The sequence below is a fragment of the Oligoflexus sp. genome (assembly GCF_035638955.1).
Classification (GTDB): Bacteria; Bdellovibrionota_B; Oligoflexia; order Oligoflexales; family Oligoflexaceae; genus Oligoflexus.
This window is the reverse complement of the sequence record NZ_DASQYZ010000459.1, coordinates 43,955-55,694: the sequence shown is the minus strand read 5'-3', so window position 1 is coordinate 55,694 and position 11,740 is coordinate 43,955. Positions and strand designations below refer to the sequence as shown.

The window sequence follows — 11,740 nt, the reverse complement described above, 5'->3', positions numbered from 1 at the left end:
TATGGGAAACCGATCTTTTGGAGCAGGACCTATTGCCTTTTGACTGTCGGAGGGGCGCCGCTTTCGGTGCTCAAGCAATACATTGAAAATCAGGCCGAAGCGGAATAGGCCGCTCACCTCGCTTGGCTCGGATCACGGCAGTCCTGTTTCACCACCAGCCAAACCCGTCTGGTTCCTCGCAGGCTCGGGACGGGCTATGGCTGGAGTACTTGCCGACAATCCGATAGATCAAAAAAAAGATCAGGGCACCCAGAGCACCCACGAGAGCAAATAAGGGCAAATACATGATTCTCCTCCCCAGCTGCAACGAATCCGACTGTCGGACCCTGGTAGGAGCAAGCATAAATCACGCCAGGAATCGGGCCAGACCTCATGGTCCCGGAGCCACTCAGAACGAGTCATGACCATTACCGCAGGATCGGCATGAGTGATAGCTTATCTTTTCACGAGTGAATCTTTTGTCGTTTGCAAAAAAATTCCACGAATCGGGTGACGGCTGGAGGTTGGAATTTGCGGCTCGGATATACGATCCAGCCTTTGCCGGATTCCAGAGCATACTGCGGCAGTAAATGCACAACTTCTTTCCGCTTCACGGCTTCCTCTATCAGAAACGATGGCAGAAGGCAGACGCCCTGACCCTGCCGCATCAGTTCACTTAAGAACAGGCTGCTATTGGCTTCAATATGCGGCTGAAAATGGTGGGTGAAGGATTTGTCATTGCGATGAAATATCCAGCGATTGCGATGCATGGAATTGGTGTAAGCCAGGCAACGGTGATTGCCGAGGTCCTCGGGAGTTCTGATGGAGCCCATTTCGTCCTTGTAAGCGCGCGAACAGACGAGATAGTGCTTAAACTCTCCGAACAGGTTCGCGACCAACGAGGAATCCTTCATTTTCCTTTGGATGCGAATGGCAAGATCAAATCCCTCTTCGATCAGGTTCACCGCCGCATCTTCCAGTTGAAGCGAGATTTCCACATTGGGATGGAGCATCTTGAAATCACGTATAGCGTTAGCCAACATCGTCAGGCCATAGGACATCGGGGCTGTGATGCGGAGGCGCCCCTGGACTTCGGTGGAAAGCTGAGAGAACTGCTGATGAACGTCGTCGATTTCCTGCAGTATCTTCACGCAAGCGTGGTAATAGCGCGTGCCAGCTTCGGTCAGCTGCAACCGTCGCGTGGTCCTTTGCAGCAGGCGGACTCCCAGCTTTTCCTCCAATTCGCCGATAATTTTGCTGACCGCGGCCGGCGTCATCTGCAGTTCCTGGGCCGCATGGGCCATAACGCTTTTATCAACCACTTTGCAGAATACGGACATGGACCTGATATTCATAAGGGCGAATTCCATTACTATTAACTTTTAGTTAATACTCATTCAATATTATAAACATTTTGTTGGGCTGGGAAAACCTCGATAAAGGGGCTGTCGAAAGAATTTCAACATGAAGGAGACTTCCATGCGCCTGAAACTCGCTCTTCTGACCTCTGCTTTCCTTGCCCTTACACCGGCAGGAGCCCAGCAACTCGATGTTGGCATCAGCCCCTGGGGCAAGCAAGATGAGCTTGGCCGAATGAACCTCATGACTGACGCTTCCCGGGCTGCCGTTCTCAAACGAATCCAAGGCGGCAGAAGCTATGACCTGTCAGTTGAGTACTTTATCGGAATGCCCAGCTGGCATGCAATTGGGGACCCTCGTTATCAGTTCTGGTTGACTCATACGCCGCGGGGTACAGCCATTGATGATCCTATGCAGGTTGGACATTCGCAAAACCAGCACGTTGGGTATACCGGCTCGGCCTTTTCCATGTATTCCCATATGGGTACGCATATCGATGCGCTGAATCACTTCGGACTGAACGGTAAAATCTGGAATGGCTTCCGGGCTGATGAGCATCTGGGTGACCGCGGTTGGAAAAAGACGGGCGCGGAAACCATTCCTCCCATCATTGCCCGAGGCGTAATGCTGGATATTGCCGCCCTGAAGGGAGTTCGCATGCTTGCGGAGCAGTACCGCATCACCAAGGGGGATGTCATCGAAGCCCTGAAGAAACAAAAAGTTTCCTTGCAGAATGGTGATGTGGTTTTGATCCGTACGGGACGAATGCAGGTCTATCAGGATGAGAAAGCCTTTATAAAAGACCCCCCCGGCATGAGCCTCGAGGCTGCGCAATATCTGATCGAGGAAGGAAAAGCCATGATGGTCGGGGCGGATAACCTTAGCTTTGAGACGTTTCCTTCCGAGGTCGCGGGCAACTATGTCCCTCTCCACACCTACCTCCTGGCCCAAAAGGGGGCGCCTATCCTGGAACTGGTTTATCTGGAGGATTTGGCCAAAGATAAGGTCTACGAATTTGCTTTTATCGCGGGTTCTCTGAAGCTCAAGGGAGCAGACGCGGCCCCTGTGCGACCCATCGCGATTCCCATCAAGTGATGAACTCATTCTCAAATAAGGAAGAGAGTATGGCTTACGAAATGCTTGTTGCCCTGAACGTGGTTGATGAGGAAGGTTATACGGCCTATCGTCATGGCATGACACCAATACTGGAACAATACGGAGGCAGTTTTCCCTACGATTTCAAGATTGCGACGACACTGAAAAGCGAGGCTTCGCATCCCCTCAATCGGGTCTTTGTCATCCGCTTTGCCGATGCGGCTCGAAAGAATGAATTTTTCGCTCATCCGGTCTATCAGGAGGTGAAGACGAGGTTTTACCACAAGGCCGTGAGGGACACGGTGATCATCAGCGAAACGGATTCCCCATAAGCCCCTTCCTGGTCGGCCGGGAGCTTCCGTCGGATATAAGATGTTTCTCGGCAATTCGTTTTATGTGGAAGGTTCGGCATTTTATTGACTCGTGTCCCGTGGTCCAAAGATGAAGACAAGCCATGAACGAGGCATGACCTCAGTTCATGGCTCATCACTTAATTGCCAAGCTCAACCCGGGCCGCACGCCACTGCCCACTGCGCGTGCGACTTGAATCCCAGTCTGGCGCATACTGCAGAGCCGATTGATTTTGATTCAGTACCGATCCATACCAAGCCATGATACCGCCAAAACCCTGGGCTTTGATGCTGCTGCTCATCGCGCGAATGGTGCCGTCATCCACAGAACCTTTCAGCCCAAGGACAATTTTTTTACGAGGGACATCGGCCTGGATTGGAAAACCTTCCCAGCGGGATTTACCGGGAATCTTCGCATAATTCCCGACATAGTCCAGCGCCTGCACCCCTTCGTAAACCATGATTCCCACCGAGTCCACCAGCCCATAATCGCGGCCATCGGGACCAAAGGCGGCATTGACCAGTTCGTTGGCGGCGCTGATCTGGGGATATCCATAAACTGGAAGAGTGACAAGGAAGGATGGATTCAGGCGTTTCAATTCACGCACGAATTCGATCAAATTTCGGCCAGCACGGGGATCATTGCCCGCCCCATCTTCGATATCCAAATCGACTCCATCGGCGCCAAGCTGCTTCCAACCTGCAACTTTATGAGCCATCGCCCGAGCGGCCTCGGGAGTCGTGAGCCAGGGCCATGGATTGATCGAGGTGCTGTAGGCAATGCCTCCAATCGCAAAAATGATGCGCGTATGGGCCGGCACCGATCCCGGTGCTGAATTCCCACGCGATTGCGCGAGGCGTGTAAAGGAACGTGGAACTTCCATGGAATCGGGCCGAATAAAGGTCAGATAGAGTGTACTAAATCCCTCCTGCTGATAAGGATGCAGCGAGGGCTGCCAATCGGCGTAACTCGTGTAGCGAGGATCCGTGTCATCGGCCAGAAGACTGTAAAGGCCGACCTCTGCATAGGCCGGATAACTGACAAGACAGATCATTCCAATCCAACAAGCAAACCAGCGTTTCATAGTATACCCCTTATGATAAATGGAGCTCCGCGTCCCATGCTTCCAGCAGCGCTTTGACTTCCGCTGCCGTGGCACAATGCAAAGCTCGTTCTGCCCGTTCCTTAAGATCCGGCCCCTGCATCTGCACAAGAGCCTGCTTGACCCGACCGATCGCGCCCGCACTCATGCTGAGTTCCGTCGCACCGAGGCCTATGAGTAAAAGTGCGGCCAAAGGATCCCCGGCGAGTTCCCCGCACACACCGGCCCACTTACCCGCCTGCCTCGCAGCCTGGATGGCCTGATGCATCATGAGGAGAACGGCAGGGGAGAGCGGTTGATAAAGGTCATGGATTTCGGTGTGACCACGATCCACCGCCAGCGTGTACTGGGTCAGATCATTGGTGCCGATACTGAAAAAGTCCACAAAGCGGATCAGATGGGGAGCCAGCATCACCGACGCTGGCGTTTCAATCATGATGCCAATGTCCACTTTTTTCGTGATGTCCAGGTCCTGGCGAACCTTATCCAAAACCCTATGAATCTCGATGATTTCATCGATGGATGAAATCATGGGGAACATGATTTTCAAGGACCCATGAGCGCTCGCCCGCAGGAGCGCTCGCAGTTGCGTTTGAAAAAGGTCCGGCCGACGCAAACTGATACGAATGCCACGCAGGCCCAAAAAGGGATTCGACTCCTGGGCCAGATTCAAATGCGGCAGATCCTTATCCCCGCCGATATCCATGGTACGCACGATCACCGGATGGGGGCTCATCTGCTCCAAAACGCTTTTATAGGTCGCATACTGTTCCTCTTCATCCGGTAGATTCGAACGATTCATAAACAGGAATTCGGTTCGGAAAAGACCGACGCCTTCGGCTCCGGCGGCACGTGCCTGATGCGCTTCGCTCGGCAGCCCGATGTTGGCAGCGAGGATCACGGATTGACCGTCCAGGGTGCAGGATTTCTGATGGACCAGAGCCGCCAGCTTTTCCTGCTCCTTCTTTTGAGCCGCGCGGGTCTTCGCATAAAGCTGGACCAGCTCCGGTTCAGGATTCACCCAGACCTTGTTGCTGATAGCATCGATCAGCACCCAATCTCGATCCCGAATCATGCGCGTCGCATGACGGGTTCCCACGATCGCGGGAATATTCAGAGCCCGGGCCAGGATCGACGTGTGTGACGTCACGCCCCCGCGATCGGTCAGGAGGCCTTGCAGAGTATGAAGGTTAAGTTGAACAGACTGGGCCGGGGACAGATCCTCGGCCACTAAAATTCGATCCGTCAAATCCGGGAGGATATCCGATACGGCACCCAGAAGTTCCTTGACAATCCTTTCCTTGAGATCGCGAATATCAGCCGCGCGTTCTCTCAGATAAGGACTTTGCAGGCGACTGATGGCGTCCGCATGCTGCTCCATGACCTGATGGACAGCCCACGATGCGGTGACACCATCCTTGTGCATGACAGCTTCGATCGCTTCCACCAGTTCGTCATCATCCAGGATCAGCTGATAACTTTCGAACAGAGCTCTGGTCTCCGCATCCAAAATCCCTTCAGCCTGCGTTTCAATCTCCCTGATTTGGTCTCGAACAGCAGCGAGAGCTTGAGGAAAACGATCGCACTCTTCTGTAAAATGCTCGGCTCTGATGAAGGTCTTTTTCAGGTTCAAAGGTTCCTCACGAAAGAGGAAGGCTTGACCGTAGGCATAACCCCGTGACGCAATGGTTCCGTCCAGTGTGCTCATCCTTCACCTCAGCTTATCAAGATAGGCAGACAGATGTTCCACCGCCTGATGCGCGTCCTCGCCTTCCGCCTTGATCGTCACATCCGCGCCCTGCTGCAGTTCAAGCAGCTGCAGTTTGAAAAGACTTTTCGCGCTCGAAACGCGACCGCCCGCTTCAATTACGATCTCCGAAGAGAATCGTTTGGCTTCCTGGACAAACAGGGCCGCTGGCCTTGTATGAAGACCATCCTGGGCCTGCAGCTTGACCGTCCGGCATAAGCTATTCATGTGCGCTCCTTAGGTGGAAGGTTGGGAAATGGTGAAAATCGCATCAAGACCGGCCACCACCGCACCCTGGTTTTTATGGGAAATGCTGAAGGTCTCGGAATTCGCCACCACAATCGGTGTGATCAGTGATTTTGCTTTTTCTGACAACAAACCAAGGTTCAACTTAAAAATAGGTTCGCCCTTTTTCACTCGCTGCCCCTCTCGGGCGACGCGCGTAAAGCCTACACCATTCAGGCCCACCGTATCCAAACCGATATGCACCAGAATCTCGGCTCCAGAGTCGGCTTTCAGGGCAAAGGCGTGGTTGGTCTTGAATATTTTTTCCAAAATACCATCGCAGGGGGCCAGGACCTTATCACCGGTAATGCGAATGGCCACGCCGTCGCCGGCCATCAGATCGGAAAAAACCGCATCCGGCACCTGATCGAGCGGAATGATTTCGCCATCAATCGGCGCCATGATGGAAAAACTCCGCCCCTGCTGCAGGAGCTGCCGCAGTTGATCGCAGATGGGTTCAGCCTGGGCTCCCAGAATAATTTGCGCATGGGTTCTATCCAGACGCATGATGCCCTTGGCACCCAGAGCCTTGATATCGGCATCCTGCAGTCGGCTGCTATCCTTAAGGGTCAATCGCAGCCTTGTGATGCACGCATCGACGTGAACAATATTATCGGCACCACCCAAGGCTTTGATGTACTGAAGGCCGAGGGATGAGGCGCCCGATACCACCGGTTTGATGATGGGGGCCGCTTTGTCCTCACGCCCTGGTGTTTTTAGATTGAAGGTGCGGATGAAAAACACAAAGCAGCCATAGTACAGGCCAAACCATAGCAGACTGATAGGCAAAAGCATCCAGCCATTGGTCGTGAGTTTGTAACCTAAAACCAAATCAATGACGCCAGCCGAAAACGTAAATCCGGCTTTCACGCCGAGGATGGAGCAAAGTGCCATTGACAATCCGGTGAGCAAAGCATGTACGAGGTAAAGCGCCGGAGCGAGAAACATGAACATAAATTCCACCGGCTCGGTCACACCGGTGATGATCGAGGTCAAACCCACACCGATGAGCATACCCATCAGCGCTTTTTTCTTTTCGTGATGAGCCATCCGATACATGGCAAGGCAGGCGGCTGGGAGACCGGCGATCATCACCGGATAAAATCCGGCCATGAAGGTTCCAGCCGTAGGATCACCCGCAAAAAATCGGCCTAAATCGCCTTTGGCCCCATTATATTCTCCGAACACAAACCACACGAGGCTATTGATGACCTGATGCAAACCCGTGGGTATCAGCAGTCGATTGAGTGTGCCGTAAACAAAAGCGCCGACGGGTCCCGAATGAAGAATCCATTGGCCCAAACCATTGATGCCTGTTTGCACGAGGGGCCACACCAGACCAAAGACAAACGACAGCAGGATGGCTCCCCCGGCCGTGGCAATCGGTACGAAACGTCGTCCCCCAAAAAAAGCCAGCCACTCAGGGAGACGAATATCATGGAAGCGATTGTAGGCCAGCCCAGCCAGCACACCACTGATCATCCCTGCGAGCACGCCCATATCAACTTCCGGTGCCAGGGCTTTCACCGAACTGGTCAGCACCAGATAACCGATGGCACCCGCAAGGCCCGCGGATCCTGCGTTATCATTTGATATCCCAACCGCTACACCGATGGCGAAGATCAAAGCCAGATGGCCAAAGATGGCGGCTCCGGCCTCTTTCATAAAGACGATATCCAAGACATCCGGTGATCCGAGACGCAGCAGTAAACCTGCCACCGGTAGCACCGCAATGGGCAGCATCAAAGCCCGCCCCAGCCTTTGCAAGGCTCCAAGTCCATTCAAGGATGCAAGGCCGGATCTGAAAGTGTTGGCGTTCATGTTCCCTCCTCCTGGTTAAAAAAAGACAAAGCCGTCCCGAGGCCATAACTATGGCCTTTGTTATCTGTACGTCATCAGCTGGACTTAGAGAGTCATCGTCACTTTACGAAGGTGCGCGGGCTGGTCGGGATCATACCCACGACTCGCCGCAAGCTTCGCAATCAAGGGATAAAGAACCTGTGTTACAAGGATCGGATCACCCGTGGTGTCCTCGTCCACGGGGTAAGGAATATCAGCATCCGGTGTGCCCTCGGGAGCCACCCAAAGAACCCGCGCGCCCAAATCCTTTAAAAAGCGTGCCGTTTCCACCAGCCCGGCCCATTCAGGACCTCGAACACTGAGCAGGAGAACCGGGTCCCCTTCCCGAATAAGGGCCATGGGTCCATGGCGAAATTCAGCTGCGCTATAAGCCAGAGCCGGCAGTCGACACACTTCATTGAATTTCAGAGCGACCTCCTGAGCGATCGGCAGGCCGGTGCCGCGGCTGATGACCAGAAGGCTGGTGGCTTTCTGCAAAGCATGCAATGAAATAGGGCGTGTGCTTTGTAAAGCTTTTTCCAGGAAAAAAGGCAGACGTCGTAAGGCGTTCACCATCGACTGATCCTGGGCCCACAGCCCTACCATGAACAGCGCATTCACGAGACTCAGAAGAAATGTTTTGGTCGCTGCCACGCTATGCTCTTCACCTGCACCCATCGGCAGCACATGCTGAGCCACGGACGCAAGAGGAGAATGGATCTGATTGACCAAAGCCAGGGTTGTCGCCCCTTCGGCTTTTGCCTGTTCCAATGTTCGGCAAAGGTCAGGACTCGCCCCGGATTGCGAGACGGCTAGCGCCAGGGCTCCGCTCCATCGCAAAGGAGCCTGATGCAACGTGACCAGAGACGGTGGCAGTGAAGCTGGAATCAGACCGATTTTTTGCGCCAGGATATAGCTGAAAAATTGCGCGGCATGATCGGAACTGCCACGCGCTATGGTCACGGTATGCGTCAGCGGCAATTCGCGAAGAATCTGCAGACTTGCTTTCAGCTCATCATGGGGCTGTTCCAGATGGGCCTGGATAAGAGCCGGCGTTCGTAAGGCTTCTTCAACCATGAGATGGTTCAATGGCCACACCCTCCCCATAAACCTGTTCCAACTGCCCGTTCGCATCCAGAACGATCAAATCAGCAAAAGCGCCGACCTGCAATCGCCCGCGATCCTTGAGGCCGAGGTATTCCGCTGGATAGAGCGAAAGGCGCCGAATGGCATCCTCCAGGTCAAGGCCGATCTCCAAAAGATTTTTCAAGGCCTGATCCATGGTCAGAATACTGCCGGCAATCGTGCCATCTTCCAGGCATACCCCATTGGGACATTTGAAAACCTTTTGGCAACCGAGTGGATACGTGCCATCGGGCATGCCGCTCGCTGCCGATGCATCCGTCACACAATAAAGTTTAGGAATGGCACGAAACGCGGCCAGCATTGCCCCACGATGCACGTGAAAGAGGTCAGGAATAATCTCGGCATATTCCGCCTGAGCAAACGCCGCGCCCACCATCCCAGGATCACGATGATGAAGCCCCGACATGGCATTAAAGAGATGCGTGAAACCCGACGCGCCCTGCTGCAGTGCCGCCGTTGCTTCCTCATACGAAGACGTGGAATGACCCAACTGCACGCGAATGCCGCGACTCGCCAGTTTATTCAGAACGCTTCGGTTCTGAATGGTCTCCGGTGCCAGGGTAATGACCCGCACAATATCCGAATCACACAGGTCCAGAATATCCCGGCTCGGATCCTCGTTCATGGGAATCAAAGGATGCGCGCCTCGTTTATTCCGATTGATAAAAGGCCCTTCCAGATGCGCCCCCAGCACCCGTGCGCCGCCTGCATGAGGCATCTGGCTGGCTTCGTGAATATTGCTCAGAACCTGTTTCAATTCCGGAACGGACGCTGACATGGTGGTGGCCAAGAGACTAGTGGTCCCGTGCCCGGCATGCCAGCGCGCCAGTTGACCAATGGCCTGCAACCCTTCCATCACATCAGCGCCCTGACCGCCATGCACGTGCAGATCGATAAAACCTGGAATAATGGTCTTCGCATCAGAGACGCCCATGCGACGTTCCATGCTATGAATATGTCGATCAAATGAAATGGCTCCGGTCATCCAACCCTGGGCTGTCAGTATGCGTCCTTGCAGTGTGGTCATAGAGGAGCCCGCCCTCTTTGTTGCGGCACGGCTTCCGCATTTTTTTCCGTCTGCAATTCCGCGATGAAGTCATAGCTGTCCCCACGGTAGTAGGAATGCGTAAATTCCACAGGAGTTCCATCCGCCAGGTAGCCAACCCTTGTGATGTAAAGCACGGCCGTATCATCCGTAGCTTGCAGCAGATCACGTTCCGTACTGCTGACAATATTGGCTCTGAGGTGCTGCAGGGCGCGGACGGGCATCTGCTTCTGCATCTTTAAATACGCATAAAGCGAGCCGGTAATCACATAGGGGTTGGGGACGATGTGCCGCGGCAGGACCGAGTATTCCACCGCCACAGGTTTGCCGTCGGCCAGGCGCAAACGCTTCAGAAAAGCCACCTGCTGGCCGGGTTTCAGACTCAATGTCAAAGCCTCTTCAGCGGTGGCAGTTCGAATGAAACTTTCCAACACGCGTGTTTCGGCGACTATGCCTCGCGCCTTCATTTCATCCGAAAAACCTGTCAGCACCGAGATCGGCTGTTCAATCCTCTGCTTCACAAAGGTGCCGGCTCCTTGCTGGCGTTCGATCAGGCCTTCGTCCAGCAAAAGCTCCAGTGTTTTGCGAATCGTGATTCGGGACACATCGAGCGCTTCCGACAGATAACGCTCCGAAGGCAAGGCATGCCCCGGACACCAGTGCCCGTTCTGGATGGCCTGGGCAAATTTATTTTTCAGCTGAATATAAAGTGGGGTGGTCGCATCCGGATCGGGACGCAACGCATCAATCGATGTTTTTAATTTGGAAGCCGACTGCACCTTCCATGACATTTGCGGCACGATACAAATTTCATGCAGATCGGGACGCCGCGCCATCAGCACAGCTCCATGCAGGGCGCTGGCCTGGGGCTCAATCGCCCAGTTTTGGAGCCACTGGGGCAGGTACGGTTTCATGCGTGCCGCGGGCCCTCCGACCAGACTGAGTGGAAGACTCTGCTCCTTATCAAAGGACAGAATCAGCTGACCGATCTCATCGCCAGCCTTTTGCATCAATCGCAGAGCCGCCTGATCCTTGTGTTCCGCATGGTCCAGAACCAAAAAACCGAGCCGCTCATAATCTTCGGCCTTGGCCACATGCAGCCAGTCACGAATTTTTTCCGGGCTGGGTCCACACTGATCCAGCAGAGCCTGGTGCAGCATCGAATCACTGAAATCCGGTGACAGTCGTCCATCCAGCAGTAGGAGCGTTTGCGCGAGAGCCTGCGAACCGAGCCAGCTGGTTCCGCCAACATCAAATGGAAAACCCCAACCACCTTTACGATGGGAATGCCGTTCTGCATCCAGGCATTGAGCCATGACCTTGGCATTCAAACTTAAAACCAGACCTGGTTCACCTTCATGCGCACCAAGCAGAATCATGTGCATATCGCTCGCCACTTCCAGCGAGCATAAACCGGGCGCTGACTCCAAAAGGAGACGACGGAATTGTGAGGTTCTTTCCGCATTCAGACCAAGCGCCAGATGCACCTGATCCAAGGGCCACTCACGAAGAGCATCCTGAATATGGCTCCAGATCAACAGAGGATCGGCATCCGCACTCAGGGCAAAGGACCAGGAACCGAGCGGTTCACCCGGATCCGATTCCAGCAGCAGCTCAAGCGACTGCGAATCCAAGATAGCACCCGCATAATACTTCGATCGTCTGTGCAAAGCGGATCTCCCTTTTGTCCAAAGCGTGGTGTTGCCCCTTGAGTACCACGCTAATACCAATCCTCACAATGAGGAACATTCTGTAATTGCATGTAACTATACAACACCAGCATGTTTACAAA

General features: G+C 54.0%; 12 protein-coding genes. 3 read left to right on the top strand and 9 right to left on the bottom strand.

The features are described 5' to 3' along the window. Nucleotides 1–108, top strand: a 108-nt coding sequence (locus tag VE954_RS37805) for a transposase (RefSeq protein ID WP_324962934.1), incomplete at its 5' end; no start/stop codon positions are given. A gap of 40 nt (nucleotides 109–148) precedes the next feature. Here the strand turns inward: VE954_RS37805 and VE954_RS37800 are convergent. Together VE954_RS37800 and VE954_RS37795 are read right to left on the bottom strand one after the other, a co-directional pair. Further along, complete coding sequence (locus VE954_RS37800; RefSeq protein ID WP_324962932.1) at nucleotides 149–286, bottom strand: hypothetical protein; 138 nt, start codon at nucleotides 284–286, stop codon at nucleotides 149–151. A 157-nt stretch (nucleotides 287–443) separates the two neighbouring features. Continuing rightward, nucleotides 444–1,334: a LysR family transcriptional regulator gene (locus tag VE954_RS37795; protein ID WP_324962930.1), complete on the bottom strand. Its 891-nt coding sequence runs from the start codon at nucleotides 1,332–1,334 to the stop codon at nucleotides 444–446. Between the two features lie 109 nt (nucleotides 1,335–1,443). Here VE954_RS37795 and VE954_RS37790 point away from each other — a divergent pair, with 109 nt between their 5' ends. Next, nucleotides 1,444–2,433, top strand: a complete 990-nt coding sequence (locus VE954_RS37790; protein ID WP_414699068.1) for a cyclase family protein — start codon at nucleotides 1,444–1,446, stop codon at nucleotides 2,431–2,433. 29 nt (nucleotides 2,434–2,462) lie between these two features. Then, entirely contained in the window at nucleotides 2,463–2,765 is a 303-nt protein-coding gene (locus VE954_RS37785; RefSeq protein WP_324962926.1) for a DUF1330 domain-containing protein, read from the top strand. 158 nt (nucleotides 2,766–2,923) lie between these two features. On the opposite strand, the gene VE954_RS37780 is transcribed toward VE954_RS37785, so the two are convergent. The 7 genes from VE954_RS37780 to VE954_RS37750 form a co-directional block, all read right to left on the bottom strand. Beyond that, entirely contained in the window at nucleotides 2,924–3,868 is a 945-nt protein-coding gene (locus tag VE954_RS37780; protein WP_324962924.1) for a hypothetical protein, read from the bottom strand. Between the two features lie 10 nt (nucleotides 3,869–3,878). Then, complete coding sequence (ptsP, locus tag VE954_RS37775) at nucleotides 3,879–5,594, bottom strand: phosphoenolpyruvate--protein phosphotransferase (RefSeq protein ID WP_324962922.1); 1,716 nt, start codon at nucleotides 5,592–5,594, stop codon at nucleotides 3,879–3,881. A gap of 3 nt (nucleotides 5,595–5,597) precedes the next feature. Further along, complete coding sequence (locus tag VE954_RS37770; RefSeq protein ID WP_324962921.1) at nucleotides 5,598–5,861, bottom strand: HPr family phosphocarrier protein; 264 nt, start codon at nucleotides 5,859–5,861, stop codon at nucleotides 5,598–5,600. 9 nt (nucleotides 5,862–5,870) lie between these two features. After that, nucleotides 5,871–7,703 (bottom strand): N-acetylglucosamine-specific PTS transporter subunit IIBC, encoded by a 1,833-nt coding sequence (gene nagE, locus VE954_RS37765; RefSeq protein ID WP_349263862.1) that lies wholly within the window; start codon nucleotides 7,701–7,703, stop codon nucleotides 5,871–5,873. A gap of 120 nt (nucleotides 7,704–7,823) precedes the next feature. After that, entirely contained in the window at nucleotides 7,824–8,846 is a 1,023-nt protein-coding gene (locus tag VE954_RS37760; RefSeq protein WP_324962917.1) for an SIS domain-containing protein, read from the bottom strand. Further along, on the bottom strand, nucleotides 8,827–9,930 hold the full coding sequence (gene nagA / locus VE954_RS37755; RefSeq protein WP_324962915.1) for an N-acetylglucosamine-6-phosphate deacetylase: 1,104 nt from the start codon (nucleotides 9,928–9,930) through the stop codon (nucleotides 8,827–8,829). Before nagA ends, VE954_RS37760 begins: the two co-directional genes overlap by 20 nt. Continuing rightward, nucleotides 9,927–11,618: a UTRA domain-containing protein gene (locus VE954_RS37750; RefSeq protein WP_324962913.1), complete on the bottom strand. Its 1,692-nt coding sequence runs from the start codon at nucleotides 11,616–11,618 to the stop codon at nucleotides 9,927–9,929. Before VE954_RS37750 ends, nagA begins: the two co-directional genes overlap by 4 nt. Nucleotides 11,619–11,740: the final 122 nt, after the last annotated feature.

Excerpts from the sequence above, each read along its gene's own strand:
- VE954_RS37800 (WP_324962932.1), bottom strand. The coding sequence starts at position 286 with ATGTATTTGCCCTTATTTGCTCTCGTGGGTGCTCTGGGTGCCCTGATC.
- VE954_RS37795 (WP_324962930.1), bottom strand. The coding sequence starts at position 1,334 with ATGAATATCAGGTCCATGTCCGTATTCTGCAAAGTGGTTGATAAAAGC.
- VE954_RS37790 (WP_414699068.1), top strand. The coding sequence starts at position 1,444 with ATGAAGGAGACTTCCATGCGCCTGAAACTCGCTCTTCTGACCTCTGCT.
- VE954_RS37785 (WP_324962926.1), top strand. The coding sequence starts at position 2,463 with ATGGCTTACGAAATGCTTGTTGCCCTGAACGTGGTTGATGAGGAAGGT.
- VE954_RS37780 (WP_324962924.1), bottom strand. The coding sequence starts at position 3,868 with ATGAAACGCTGGTTTGCTTGTTGGATTGGAATGATCTGTCTTGTCAGT.
- ptsP (WP_324962922.1), bottom strand. The coding sequence starts at position 5,594 with ATGAGCACACTGGACGGAACCATTGCGTCACGGGGTTATGCCTACGGT.
- VE954_RS37770 (WP_324962921.1), bottom strand. The coding sequence starts at position 5,861 with ATGAATAGCTTATGCCGGACGGTCAAGCTGCAGGCCCAGGATGGTCTT.
- nagA (WP_324962915.1), bottom strand. The coding sequence starts at position 9,930 with ATGACCACACTGCAAGGACGCATACTGACAGCCCAGGGTTGGATGACC.